This is a genomic window from Paenibacillus psychroresistens (genome assembly GCF_009728935.1).
Taxonomy (GTDB): domain Bacteria; phylum Bacillota; class Bacilli; order Paenibacillales; family NBRC-103111; genus Paenibacillus_AC; species Paenibacillus_AC psychroresistens.
The window spans coordinates 4,595,583-4,608,464 of sequence record NZ_CP034235.1 but is presented as its reverse complement, the minus strand read 5'-3'; the positions used below and the strand labels follow the sequence as shown (position 1 = coordinate 4,608,464).

Here is a 12,882-nt window from a genome sequence, read left to right as displayed (position 1 = left end):
GCAACGCCTTTAATTAAGGCAGCTAGTCTTTTTTATATGTGCTGATTGCTAAAGTGAGCTTTCTGTTTCGTTCAACTGTAGGAGCTTAGCTATGTTAAAGTTCGATTGCTCCACTGCAATAACGAGAGCTGTTTTCCCGTCGTTGGTCTTGGCATCAAGTGGAGCACCATGCTCAAGCAATAAGCGGACGATCGTTTCATTATCATCGTGAAATGCTGCAACATGAAGACTTGTATAACCATTGCTGTCCAATATAGCAGGAGAAGCCTTGTAGTTTAGCAGCATTTGAATCACTTCTAAACTGCGTTTACCTGCAATGGCAGTATGCAAAGCCGTATTTGAAGGGATGTAGGTAATTGTGGAGTGAGAGAGCACATTAGGATCCGCTCCGTATTGGAGTAAAACTTTTACGGTTTCGATATGGCCATAATGGGCAGCATAACCCAATGGGGTAAGTCCATCTGCATTCTCTGTGTTGACCAAGGTGGGTTGAATTTCTAGAATTTCTCGCAGCCGTGTAGCATCTCCTAGCTGCGCTGCTTGTGAAACTTCATCGATTTTTTCATGCAGTTCCATCGATTATCCCTCCAATAAGTTATGATTTTATAATTTCAAAATCAGGCACTTGGTCTTTAATCAACAATAATACAGCTTTGTAAAAATGATCTGGATTGTAAAAGGTTTTATGGACATAAGCCATCATAACAGCTCCATTATACAGCACCTCAAGCTGGGCGGCTAGCTCATCTGGATCTACAGCTCCAGCATCTCGTGCCATTTGAATGACATCTACCCAAAGAGCCTGCCTGCAGGATATAGCCTTTATATGTCCAGGATGATCTGGATTTGGAAATTCAACAACTGTATTTAGAAACGGGCATCCGCGAAAATCGGGTTGCTTCATTCGTGCTGCCATACTTCCGAATAAATATCGCAATTGTTCACTTGGATCGTTTGGGTGAGAGTTTTTTGCATCAGCAACTCTTGCTAAGCTTCTTCCATGGCGCTGCTCTAGAAAGGCAACAACCAGATCGTCTTTAGTTGCAAAGTTCCGATAAAAGCTGGCTTTAGCAACCTCGGATTCAGCAATGATTCGATCAATACCGACAGCTCTAATACCTTCATAATAAAACAACTCGGAGGCCACCTGTAAAATCCGGTCTTTAGCCGATTCTTTTTTCTCCATAACGTTGATTCACTCCCATTATAAAAAAAATAGTTGACATGGTACAGATCTGTCTGTATCATACGGTTATGCATGAGACAGATCTGTCTACTCCAATATAATGGAATTGACCTGATGCTGTCAAATGAAATAAACGATTTCGAAGGAGAATATACCATGTCTATTAACCTCAATTCCACTATGCTGAAACAACAAGCAGTAAAAGCTGATGATCGTCCGAATTCGCTAATTTTGCTTACGGTACTTTTGCTTTCTGTGTTTATGGCTGTAGTGAATGTTTTTATAGTTAATGTGGCGACACCATCGATTCAGCGTGGACTGCAATCGAGCTTCTCCAGCCTGCAATTCGTCGTAGCAGGTTATACCTTATCCTATGCAGTTGCTCTGATAATAGGTGGAAGACTTGGAGATCGCTTCGGACGTAAAAAAATCCTATTCATCGGAATGGCTGGTTTTACGCTTACTTCGTTAATCTGTGGACTTGCTGTTGATGTTAATATGCTGATTGTTTTTCGAATTCTACAAGGCTTAAGTGCAGCGATGATTGCTCCGCAGGTATTATCACTAATCCAAGTTAACTATGCAGCGGAAAAACGTGGAGCCATATTTGGGATGTATGGAGCAGCACAGGGTATTGCAGCAACAACAGGGCAAGTCATTGGCGGCGTCTTAATGCGCTGGAACCCATGGGGACTGGAATGGAGAATGGTTTTCTTCTTTAGTGTTGCCGTTGGCATTCTAATTATGCTGCTGATCCCGTTTATAAATGAAAGTAAAAGCTCGGAGCACGCTAAACTCGATTGGATCGGTGCATTTAGTGTTGCAGGAGGCTTATTGATGCTGATCTATCCGCTTGTACAGGGGCAAAAAGAAGGCTGGCCGTTGAGCTTAAATCTAGTCTTAATCTTATCATTGCCGGTTTTAATTGGTTTTGTGTGGTATGAGAAACGGGTAACTAGAAAGGGCGGGGTTCCTTTTATGAACGTGCAGTTATTTCAGCAAAAGCTGTTTACAGTGGGTATGCTAATTGCGATTTTATTGTACTCAGCACAGGGAGCTTTTTTCCTCATTATGGCTTACTTTTTGCAAATAGGGCTGGGCTTTGCGGCGCTCAAGGCGGGGCTAGTGATACTTCCGATGGGAATTGGTTACTTTCTTGCTTCCTTATATACAGCCAAAGCCATTGCCAGATTTGGCGCCTATACACTGACCATTGGATCGATACTTACTTTCGCAGGTTATATCGCTCTAGCTTTATCTGTGAAAGCAACGGGGATTGATTTTGCAGGCTATGAATGGATTCCAGCACTCTTCTTACTGGGTGTAGGCCAAGGAATGATAGCGGCACCTTTAACGAATTCAGTGCTCTCGAAAATTCGCGGAACAGATGTTGGTTCTGCCTCGGGTATCCTAACCACAGGAATACAAACCTCTTATGCTCTTGGTATAGTATTAATCGGAGTTCTATTGCTTAATTCTATGGGGAGTCATACCGCAGCGGTCAATGGTAAAATAGCTCCAATGCTGCAGCAAAGTTTATCTGTGATCCAGGTAAAAGCAGATGAGAGCAGCTTAGTGCTGCAACAATTCAATAATTCCGATTATGTTCAAGCCAATGATCCTTCATCCTTGCCCAAAAGCTGTGCTGTGAATTACGATTCACCTGAAGTCAAAAACCTGTTTAATCAAAGCTTAAAGATGGCTAATGCAGAGAATTACGCAGATTCTTTTCAGATATGCCTTTACGCACTTGCTATTGTTACCTTAGGCATCTTCCCACTGTCTTTAATGCTAGCACGCAGGAAAAGAGCCATAGTCTGATGCTTAACTTACTAAACATAACTTTGCTTTTTTTGCCTATAGGCACCGGGCGTTAAACCCGTTTGCTTACGGAACAGGCGGATGAAATAATTGTAATCGATGATGCCTACCTGTTCAGCTATATAAGGTACGGTGTCATTGGAATACAGGAGAAGAGACTTAGCTTTCTCAACCCGTTGATATTGGAGGTACTGAGTTGGACTCATGCCGGTGTGCTTTTTTAAGCATCGGCCCAAATAATCGAAATTTAAGCCAAGCTCAGCTTCGATTTGTTGCGAGCTGTGGGATTGCAATAAATGCTCCTTTAAATAGCTTTCGATTTTTTTACTATGCTGGGAAGATCGAGTAGGTGCAGAGCTCTCAATCAATGTATTCTGCAGCAAGGTCAGTAAATGGGCCAATAATGAATTCAATGGCAGTGCACCTAATAGACTGGATTTCTCATGGAGAGCAACCATCGCTTGCAAGGTGGGGATAAAAGAACTTAGCTCAGTTTGGATAAATTTAGGGAGAAACATAGATTGCTCAGCTGGCGCAAGATCGAAATCTGTGCCTTTTTTGATGATTGTCGAGCCCGTAATTTGCTTAGTATCTATAGTAACGGTAGGTACAGGATGGATGAAATGCAACCAATAAATTTCCGTATCCTCTACACATTTTTGATGTCCCCAATGGGTTTTTCCTGCTTCAAGAATGAGAATATTCCCAGCTTTAATTTCATAGGAGATATCTTCCTCAGTCATAAATAACGTGCCCTTTTGAATGAATAATACATCGAATACTTGAAAATTCCGCTTAAAATGAATTTCCCCTGGTCGCCAGGTGGCATACCCGACTGTGATGAACTGAGGTAATGGAGGGATTGTAAGCTGCAAAGCTAGCATAGTAAAAACTCCTCGTAGAGTAGTTGGACGAATCTCACTTTCTATTTTAACATTTGGTCGGAATTATGCTATAAAAATCGTGAGGGATGCTATACAGTAGGCGGGATTTCAGGTAACTTTATCTTAGTAGTTATTAATTAAGGTAGAGGAGATTCTAAATATGCGGTTTAGACAGGTACATCTCGATTTTCATACAAGTGAGCTTATTGGTGCTATTGGTGCGGATTTTTCTAAGGAACAATTTCAAGCTAATCTGATTCAAGGTCACGTTGATTCGATAACCATTTTCTCGAAATGCCATCATGGTTGGGCTTATCATCCCTCTGTGGCGAATGAAATACATCCAAATTTAAGCTTTGATTTGCTGAGTGCAATGATTGAAGCTGCCCATGAAATAAATGTTAAGGTTCCGATTTATATTTCTGCTGGCTTGGATGAGAAAACGGCTAGATTACATACGGATTGGCTGCAGCGTAATGTGAAAGACGAAACGCGCTGGGTAAATGGATTTATGACTCCGGGTTATCATGAGTTCTGTTTCAATACACCTTATTTGGCAGTGTTATTGAAGCAAATAGAAGAGACCGTTACTAATTACGATGGCGATGGGATTTTTCTTGATATTGTTGGTGAACGCGATTGTTACTGTCAGTTTTGCATAGCAGAGCTACGCAGCAATGGTCAAGATCCGAACGATTTGAATGCGGTTAAAGCTCTAGGCAAGAAGGTCTATGCTAATTATACAGCTAAAGTTAAAGAGGTTGTTCACTCCATTAAGCCAGGCTATTCGATCTTCCATAATGGTGGACATATTCATCGTGGCCGTAGAGAATTGGCGCAGATGAATACACATTTGGAATTGGAGTCTCTGCCAACAGGCGGATGGGGTTACGATCATTTTCCGCTCTCAGCGCGTTATGCCCAAACATTGGGGATGGAATTCCTTGGGATGACGGGCAAGTTTCATACGACATGGGGCGAGTTTGGCGGATATAAGCATAAGAATGCTTTACGATATGAGGTTGCGTTAAATATTGCGAATGGAGCTAAGTGCTCAATTGGTGATCAGCTGCACCCAAGAGGTCGAATGGACGAAGCGACTTATGCCTTGATTGGGGCAGCTTATTCGGAAGTGGAACAAAAGGAAGCCTGGTGTACGAATGTGAAGAATATTGCGGACGTGGCGTTACTTTCTAATGAAGCTGCCAAAAAAGGCGAAGAACCTGAGGGGCATGGCATTGGTAGAGTAGGCAAATCGGACGTTGGTGCAGTGCGAATGCTGCTCGAAGGCAAAATTTTATTTGATGTAGTCGATTTAGAGGCTGATTTTCATACGTATAAGGTGCTTATTCTCCCTGATGATATCCTTATAACGGATGAGATTGCAGATAAGCTGCAAGGATTTTTAGCTCAGGGTGGCAAGCTTCTAGCTACTGGAAGATCAGGGCTGAATCCAGCAGGCGATCGATTTGTAGTCGATTTAGGGGTGAAATGGCTCTCGAAAAACCCATATCAACCGGATTATTTTAAACCACACTTTGAATTGCAGAGCTTGAACAGCGCGGCTTTTATTTTCTATGGTGAAGGGCAAAAGATAGCTTTAGAGGGTGGAGTGGAATTAGGCCATCGCGAGGATCCTTATTTCAACCGTGAAACCTTCTCATTCAGCTCTCATCAGCATACGCCTAATACATTTATTAGTTCAGGACCTGGGATGGTTGAGAGTAAGCAAGGGATCTATATCGCTTGGAATATATTCGATGACTATGCAACTAAAGGCAGTCTTATTCTCAAGGAAACAGTGTTATATGCATTGAATCGATTGTTGAAGGATAAGACACTGCAAACCAATTTACCTGCTCAAGGAATTACAACCTTGCAATATCAAGCTGAGGAGCAGCGTTATGTGAATCATGTGCTATATGCCTCCCCAGTAAAACGCGGTGAAGATATTGAGGTAATAGAAGATTTAATTCCTTTGCATAACATTGAAGTCATATTGAGATTGGATTCAAAAGCGAAGCGGGTTTATCTGGCTCCTCAAGGTGTGGATTTGGTTTTTGAGCAGAATGAACAAGGGCTAAGCTATACGATTCCTAGCTTTGAGTGTCACCAGATGGTAGTAGTAGACGTTTAGATAGTTGAATAAGGAGAGAAACCGATGTTGTTTGATCAACATCGGTTTTATTTTCGATTATTTACTTGCCGCTGCCCAGAAAGTCGCATTGCTAATTACCTGCAAAACCTCAGCTTGATGATAAACGGGGAATGTCTCATGACCCGGTCGGAAGTAGAAGATTCTACCACGACCACGTTCATAACAACACCCGCTTCTAAACACTTCTCCACCTTCGAACCAGCTAATGAAGATCAGCTTGTCTGGAGCAGGTATTTCAAAGCGTTCTCCATACATTTCTTCCTTAGGAATCTCGATATACTCGCCAAGTCCTTGAGCTATAGGATGGCCTTGTTCAATAACCCAGATTTTCTCGATCTCGCCAGTATCTCGCCATTTCAAGGTGCCTGTTGCAGTTCCCATCAATTTTTTGAATATTTTTGAGGCATGTCCAGAATGCAACACGATTAAGCCCATGCCATCTAAAACGCGCTGCTGTACTTTTTCAACGATATCATCGCTAACTTCGTCATGCGCCAAATGGCCCCACCACAATAATACATCCGTATTCTGTAAAACATCATCGGTTAAGCCATGCTCGGGATCATCCAGAACGGCCGTGCTCACTTGCAATTGTTCGTCGGTTTTCAAATAATTAGCGATGGCATTATGGATGCCATCTGGATAAATGGCTGCTACTTCCGCATCTGTTTTCTCATGTCGATATTCATTCCATACCGTAACTTTAATCGTCATTTCGTGAAACCTCCTATTGTAGTGAAACCCAAGTACCTGCTGTAAAAGATTCAATAATCGCATCCAATGATTTCTGATTGATTAGTCCATCCTGCATTGTTGCAGATAATCCATCACTTTTCCCATTCACAATATCAAAAAAGGACTGCATTTGATCTGATTTGAAATTATCTGGAATAGCGACTTTATTGAAACCGTTAGAATGGCCGTTTTCACCAGGCATGCATACCTCTAAAGTGTCGTCTTCATCCAAGTTGTAGATCAAGCTGCCTTCAGTTCCGAAAATCTCAATTCGTTGGTAATTCCCTCTTCCATAAGCAAAACGCGAAATAGCTGCAGTTACGGAGATATTGCCTGCATATAATGCCATCCAATGACAGAAATCATCGACATCAACTTGTCCGAGTTCTTGGCTGTCGATTATAGTCCGTTCCTTAACTAGAGTGCCTGCATGTGAAAATATTTTCTCAGCATCTCCGACCAGAAAACGTGTCAAATCAAGGATATGTGAGCCTAAATCTCCTAAAGCGCCAGATCCGGACAAGCTTTTTTGAAACCGCCATATTAAGGGAATCTGTTCATTTATCGCCCAGCCCTGCAAGTATTGCGAGTACACATGTGTGATCCTGCCTAAAGAGCCTTGTTCAACAAGCCACTTAGCATATCTAGCGGCAGCTTTATAGCGATACGAAAAACAAACCATATTCGGAAGCTTGGTTTCTTGAACTCTACGATTCAGAATATCAGCTTCGTGGGTATTAAGTGCAACGGGCTTTTCCACGGCAAATGGAATCCCATGCTCAATGGCTGCAAAGGCAATTTCAAAATGATTGAAGTTAGGCGTACAAATCGATAAGGCATCAATACCCGAATGCTTAAGCATTTCGCTATAATTTGTATAAGAGCGTGAATCAGGTATATGGTATTCTTCAGCTTTCATTTTCAATGTAACCTCATTGACATCACTAATAGCCCACAGCTCAGCATCCTGACTTTCGAGAATACCTTTAATGTGAAAATTAGCAATGCCAGCTAAACCAATGACGCCCATTTTAATTTTTCCGATACTAACTCCTCCTTAATGCAGCTGCTATTTCATGTTTATTATACTTTGCCATAGATTAATCAGGAATGTTCGAATCAGACTATTTTTGTACATTAGCTACTTTTAAAGACCGATAAATTTCGATGAATATCTTAGGGTCTTATCTTAATCTCAACTAGTTAAAATAAAATTTTATTTATAGTGATAATCAAGCCGAAATCAATATTTATTTCATAGTAAATCTGGTAAAATATATGTAATCGCTATCAATTAAACTAATAAAGGAGGCTATGATGATGAACAACCCTCGACAAAGGTTGATTTTTCCTGCCTTGATCGTACTTGGGTTACTCGGTTTTTTGTTTTTATTCTTACAGCATACATACGCGGAAATTCCCGTCTCACTTGGGAAATCTGTAGTCGCGTCTACCGTTTCCGGTGCTACTTATAGCGCTGAGAAAGCAGTAGATGGTTCCATTTATACCAAATGGTCGGCGGGAAGTCTTACACTTCCACAATCGCTAACCGTAGATCTTGGCCAGAACATAACCGTTCAACGAACGGAGACTATCTTTGACGACGCTGCAAGCAGCTATCAGTATCGAATAGACAGTTCACTAGACGGAATTAATTGGACTTCTTTTGTTGATAAAACCAGTAATGTGGCAGCTAGCTATCCAAGATATATCGATACAGGTAATGTTATGGCTAGATATATGAGAATCACAGTCTCTGGAGTTGGAACACCGGGCAACTTTGTGGTGATTAATCAGTTTGATATTTTTCAATCAGCCGCTCCACTTTATTTATTATCACAAGGAAAAACGGCAGCAGCATCAAGTGTTTTTTCTGCTTCTTGGGATGCAGGTAAAGCAGTGGACGGATTAATCAGCAGCAGCTGGGCGCCAAGCTCTAACAATTTACCGCAATGGTTGGTTGTTGATTTGGGACAAAACTTAAATGTGCTGCAAGCAGAAACCACTTATACAAACAAGAATGAGATATATAAGTACAAAATTGATTTTTCAGTGGATGGAATTAATTGGTATCCATTCAGCGATCAATCAACTAATTCCAAGCTTAGTAATCCGCGATATATAGATCTCGGTAATGTAACTGCAAGATATTTTCGAATCTCAACTGTTGGGATTGGTTCTGTTGGAGCCTTTCCTAATATTGCGGAATTCAACCTTTATGGCCCGAATGATGATGGTGGAAGTACACCAACGCCAAACCCAACAATTTCTTCGATTACGCTTAATAATTCCAGCTACAGCATCAATCAAGGTTCTACCAGCCCCTTGGTAGTCACGGCTAATAATTCCGATGGAAGCACAACAGATGTGACTTCGAGTGCAACGTTTTCAAGTTCAAATCCAGCAAGCGTTTCGATTAGTAATAGTGGTGTTATGACAGGGGTAACTTTGGGGAATTCAACAATCACAGCTTCTTACCATTCCTTAACTGCAACAGCTGCAGCTACTGTGACTTCGCCTCTTACCATAACTAGACTAGCTTTTGACTACAGCACTTACAGTATAAACACCAATGCCTATCGAACAATAACTTTAAATGCTTATATGACGGATGGAAGTTATCAGAATGTAACAAGCTCTGCAAGCTATACCACCTCGTCAGCTTCAGTTGCCACGATAAATGCCTATGGCAGCTTATATGGCAATAGTGCAGGTAGTGCAACAATTACTGCGACTTATAATGGATTTTCCGCCTCATCCAGTGTAATCGTAACCTCATTAATTAATAGTATTTCCGCAGATATTAGTGCATTTAATGTAAACGTCGGAAGTATCCATTCTATGGTTATTACTGCTCATGAATCCAATGGTACCAGCACTAATGTAACTACCAGTGCATCCTATTCCAGCTCTAATTCGTCTATGGCTTCGGTTAGCTCTAATGGTGTGACAGGCGTATCACCTGGCAGTGTAACCATCACCGTGACCTATGGAGGGTATACGGCTTACATTTATGTAACAGTGGAGAATAGCAGCTTGCCTACCTGGGGAGCAAATGCTTCTATTGTTCCCTCTGGTGTAACCCAAACTAGTGTGCTGCTTACTTGGTCTGGAGCATTGGATGATTTAGGTGTAACGGGGTATCGGATCTATCAAAATTCGAATTTGCTTACTACAGTAAGCGGTGTAACCTCATTCACCGTAGATAAGCTGTCAGCTGGGCAGAGCTATACTTTTAAGGTTGAAGCTGGAGATGCCTCACAAAAATGGTCTATTACAGGACCATCCGTTTATGTGAGCACGTTAGCTCTAGCAGATTTAGCCAGCCCAACACCAACGCCATTCTCAGCTTCTACATCCAGTGAAATTCCACTAGATATAAGCTTAGTTAGAGAGGACGCCGAAGGTGGCAAGCTAATTTCAAAGGTTCGAATCGAAGCATCGGCTTTGAACAAATCCATAAATGATGCAAGTTCAAATGGCAATAGCTTAGCTGCAATCTCATTCAAACTTGAAGATTATAAAGATACGACTGTCATTGAATTTCCTGAAAAAGCTTTTAATGACATAACGACAATCAGTCCTGGTTTAAGTGTGCTAATTAAGTTTGGAACATCATCAATACGACTACCTGTTTCTTTATTGAAAAAATACGCTCCCCCAGAAAGTGGGAAATTGACTTTCAAAATTCATAGCCTGACCGGAGATGAAGAGGGTAAAGTAAAAAAGCTGATTAGCCCAATGAAAGCCAATCAACTCTTGCCCAGCTCACTGCAATTCTCATTAAGCGCCAATGGAGTTGAGATTCCAAGCTACGAGGGAATATATGTAGAGAGTACAATTACGATTACAACGGATGAAAGTTTGAGCTTAGCTAATGCAACAGCAGTCTGGATTAACTTGAAATCGGGAAAAACAGGCTTTGTTCCCACAACTTCCACTACGGATAACAATCTAACAACCTTTACACTTAAGGTTCCTTACGGAGGTATTTTTAATCTTGTTTCTATAGAAAAGCATTTTACCGATCTTTCACAGCATTGGGCCAAAAGTGATTTGGAATTATTAGCTTCCAAATTAATTATTAATGGTGTGAGCAATACTGTTTTTGCACCTGACCAGGAGATCAGTCGAGCCCAATTCGCTGCCTTATTAATTCGCTCACTTGGCTTACAAAGCGAAGGCACTGTAAATGCCAAATCCAAATTCAAGGATGTTAAAAGCTCTGATTGGTTTGCGGCTGAGGTCCAAATTGCCTCATCAAAAGGGCTTATTGATGGGTATGAGGATGGCAGCTTTAAACCGTTAGCAGCAATTACCCGTGAACAAATGGCAACTATGATCTATCGTGCACAGAAGCTAGTGGATCATATTTCTAATCCAGCTAATCTAGATTCAGCGCTTACCAAGTATACAGATCAAGAAAAAGTTGGCGCATGGGCGCGGACCTCCTTAGCAGCTACCTTACAGGATGGATTAATCCAAGGGGTAACGGAGACTAATTTGGCTCCACAATCCAATGCTACTCGTGCACAAGCAGGAGTCATGCTTAAGAGATTACTGCAGAATATTAAATTTATTAACTAAACGGATTGGGCATATCGTTTTAAGTGCTTTTTTTCATTCAACTAGGGGGTTTGTATGTTAGCCATTTCAATAGATATTATGCCTAAAATGAGGCTGGTAGGCTATGTATCCTATAAAACCCCCTGGATGCACTTTAAACGTACGTCTGATGAATTCATGCTATATTTTATTAAAAGTGGCGAGCTTCATCTTATCGAGAACAAAGTGAAGCATATATTGAAGAAGGGCGATTTTTTTATGCTGCAGCCTTTTTTAGAGCATGAAGGCTTTCAGAAAATGAGCTGCGATTATTATTATATTCATTTCGAGCATTCTGAGATTAATGAATTATCGGAAGTAGACATTTCAGAGCTCGCGCAAAACGTGTTTTTAAGAGATAACGATCTTGCACCAACAGAGCAAGCCATCTGCTATTTACCAAAGAAATTTCAATTGCCACACGAGAATAGCTTCCAGCACATCCTGCACATTCTTAATGAACTCGTTGGTATTTATACAAAACGAGATTACAATTACCGTAGCCTCGCTGCATTTAAGTTTGCTGAGCTGCTGATTAATGCTTCGCGCGAAAATTTTTTGCTGGAGCTGCATAATCAGAGCTTAAATAACCCAAAGTCTTATTATAAAGTACACCAGCTGCTTACTTATATTCATCAGGAATACCGCCACAAAATTACTAGTGAGTTCATTGAACAGGAATTTGAATTGAATTTTGACTACTTTAATCGGATATTCAGTAAGCTTACGGGCTATACAATATTCCGTTATTTGAATATGATTCGAATTAATAATGCTAAAGAGCTGATTCAGGCTACAACCCTTAAATTTAGTGAAATTGGATATTTAGTAGGCTTAAACGATCCCTATCATTTCAGCAAATTGTTCAAAAAACAGACAGGTCTATCACCTATGCAGTATTATAAGAAGCTTAGGAATACTAGCCCCAATATTTAGCGAATCTAAAAAAAAGGACTGATGAGGTTGGAAAGTGAGCTTAAATATCCAGAGGGTAAAGTAATTCAGAACGGGGATATGTTTGAGTTTAAGGATGGGAATGTCGGATTTGTTTTCTATGATGAGCGAGTTGGATGCTGGAATGTGAAATTTCGTGCCAAAAGCAACCAAGCTTTTGAACAGCCTTTAGAAAGCATTCATCGTTGGATTAAAAGCTTTATTATTTAAGAGACTAAAGTGGGGGCTGTATAATTCAGCTTAAACCCTAGGCTAGCTCTTGCAAATTCATGATCAATAGCCAGTTCAAATAACAAATTAAACCTTGGATTCTTGTCAAACCTCGATTTCAAATAAGTGTAAAGCTTAGGCTTCTCAAATCGCATAATGGTGATTACTTCAATTAATGGACCATAGGTTAATTGTATTTTATAGAAGAGATCAATGCATTTTTCCGTGTTTTTCAAATCATCTTTAATGGCATATAATTCTTTGATAATATCATTATTGGTCATTCGTTTTCACCCTTTCTATCTGTTTGCTGCTTCTTAATTCTAATA

The 12,882-nt window shown here is 40.7% G+C and carries 11 protein-coding genes; 5 read left to right on the top strand and 6 right to left on the bottom strand.

What is annotated here, in order from left to right; genetic code table 11:
• Positions 1-48 precede the first annotated feature (48 nt).
• Both EHS13_RS21180 and EHS13_RS21175 read right to left on the bottom strand, forming a co-directional pair.
• Positions 49-576 (bottom strand): ankyrin repeat domain-containing protein, encoded by a 528-nt coding sequence (locus tag EHS13_RS21180; RefSeq protein WP_155702301.1) that lies wholly within the window; start codon positions 574-576, stop codon positions 49-51.
• 19 nt (positions 577-595) lie between these two features.
• Complete coding sequence (locus EHS13_RS21175; protein ID WP_155702300.1) at positions 596-1,186, bottom strand: TetR/AcrR family transcriptional regulator; 591 nt, start codon at positions 1,184-1,186, stop codon at positions 596-598.
• A gap of 156 nt (positions 1,187-1,342) precedes the next feature.
• Here EHS13_RS21175 and EHS13_RS21170 point away from each other — a divergent pair, with 156 nt between their 5' ends.
• Positions 1,343-3,007 carry an MFS transporter gene (locus EHS13_RS21170; protein WP_162463185.1) on the top strand — a complete coding sequence of 555 codons (1,665 nt, stop codon included), beginning with the start codon at positions 1,343-1,345 and terminating at the stop codon, positions 3,005-3,007.
• 11 nt (positions 3,008-3,018) lie between these two features.
• Here the strand turns inward: EHS13_RS21170 and EHS13_RS21165 are convergent, their stop codons facing one another.
• A complete protein-coding gene (locus tag EHS13_RS21165; protein ID WP_155702298.1) occupies positions 3,019-3,891 on the bottom strand; it encodes a helix-turn-helix domain-containing protein in 873 nt (290 codons plus the stop codon).
• A 160-nt stretch (positions 3,892-4,051) separates the two neighbouring features.
• Between EHS13_RS21165 and EHS13_RS21160 the strand changes: the two genes are divergently transcribed.
• Positions 4,052-6,028 (top strand): alpha-amylase family protein, encoded by a 1,977-nt coding sequence (locus tag EHS13_RS21160; RefSeq protein WP_155702297.1) that lies wholly within the window; start codon positions 4,052-4,054, stop codon positions 6,026-6,028.
• A gap of 57 nt (positions 6,029-6,085) precedes the next feature.
• Here EHS13_RS21160 and EHS13_RS21155 read toward each other — a convergent pair whose 3' ends face one another.
• Together EHS13_RS21155 and EHS13_RS21150 are read right to left on the bottom strand one after the other, a co-directional pair.
• Positions 6,086-6,763, bottom strand: a complete 678-nt coding sequence (locus EHS13_RS21155; protein WP_155702296.1) for a ThuA domain-containing protein — start codon at positions 6,761-6,763, stop codon at positions 6,086-6,088.
• A 13-nt stretch (positions 6,764-6,776) separates the two neighbouring features.
• Complete coding sequence (locus EHS13_RS21150) at positions 6,777-7,814, bottom strand: Gfo/Idh/MocA family protein (RefSeq protein WP_155702295.1); 1,038 nt, start codon at positions 7,812-7,814, stop codon at positions 6,777-6,779.
• 284 nt (positions 7,815-8,098) lie between these two features.
• On the opposite strand from EHS13_RS21150, the gene EHS13_RS21145 reads away from it, so the two are divergent.
• The 3 genes from EHS13_RS21145 to EHS13_RS21135 are packed head-to-tail and all read left to right on the top strand — an operon-like array spanning position 8,099 to position 12,553.
• Positions 8,099-11,371, top strand: coding sequence for an S-layer homology domain-containing protein (locus EHS13_RS21145; RefSeq protein ID WP_155702294.1), 3,273 nt, complete (start codon positions 8,099-8,101; stop codon positions 11,369-11,371).
• A 54-nt stretch (positions 11,372-11,425) separates the two neighbouring features.
• Positions 11,426-12,325: an AraC family transcriptional regulator gene (locus EHS13_RS21140; RefSeq protein ID WP_155702293.1), complete on the top strand. Its 900-nt coding sequence runs from the start codon at positions 11,426-11,428 to the stop codon at positions 12,323-12,325.
• Between the two features lie 27 nt (positions 12,326-12,352).
• Positions 12,353-12,553: a hypothetical protein gene (locus tag EHS13_RS21135; RefSeq protein ID WP_227013461.1), complete on the top strand. Its 201-nt coding sequence runs from the start codon at positions 12,353-12,355 to the stop codon at positions 12,551-12,553.
• Here the strand turns inward: EHS13_RS21135 and EHS13_RS21130 are convergent.
• Complete coding sequence (locus EHS13_RS21130; RefSeq protein ID WP_155702291.1) at positions 12,550-12,837, bottom strand: hypothetical protein; 288 nt, start codon at positions 12,835-12,837, stop codon at positions 12,550-12,552. The two genes, EHS13_RS21135 and EHS13_RS21130, sit on opposite strands and share 4 nt — an antisense overlap.
• Positions 12,838-12,882 lie beyond the last annotated feature (45 nt).

What these genes read in the sequence shown, in the direction of transcription:
- EHS13_RS21180 (WP_155702301.1), bottom strand. Translation starts at nt 576, where the DNA reads ATGGAACTGCATGAAAAAATCGATGAAGTTTCACAAGCAGCGCAGCTA.
- EHS13_RS21145 (WP_155702294.1), top strand. Translation starts at nt 8,099, where the DNA reads ATGATGATGAACAACCCTCGACAAAGGTTGATTTTTCCTGCCTTGATC.
- EHS13_RS21175 (WP_155702300.1), bottom strand. Translation starts at nt 1,186, where the DNA reads ATGGAGAAAAAAGAATCGGCTAAAGACCGGATTTTACAGGTGGCCTCC.
- EHS13_RS21155 (WP_155702296.1), bottom strand. Translation starts at nt 6,763, where the DNA reads ATGACGATTAAAGTTACGGTATGGAATGAATATCGACATGAGAAAACA.
- EHS13_RS21140 (WP_155702293.1), top strand. Translation starts at nt 11,426, where the DNA reads ATGTTAGCCATTTCAATAGATATTATGCCTAAAATGAGGCTGGTAGGC.
- EHS13_RS21130 (WP_155702291.1), bottom strand. Translation starts at nt 12,837, where the DNA reads ATGACCAATAATGATATTATCAAAGAATTATATGCCATTAAAGATGAT.
- EHS13_RS21160 (WP_155702297.1), top strand. Translation starts at nt 4,052, where the DNA reads ATGCGGTTTAGACAGGTACATCTCGATTTTCATACAAGTGAGCTTATT.
- EHS13_RS21170 (WP_162463185.1), top strand. Translation starts at nt 1,343, where the DNA reads ATGTCTATTAACCTCAATTCCACTATGCTGAAACAACAAGCAGTAAAA.
- EHS13_RS21150 (WP_155702295.1), bottom strand. Translation starts at nt 7,814, where the DNA reads ATGGGCGTCATTGGTTTAGCTGGCATTGCTAATTTTCACATTAAAGGT.
- EHS13_RS21165 (WP_155702298.1), bottom strand. Translation starts at nt 3,891, where the DNA reads ATGCTAGCTTTGCAGCTTACAATCCCTCCATTACCTCAGTTCATCACA.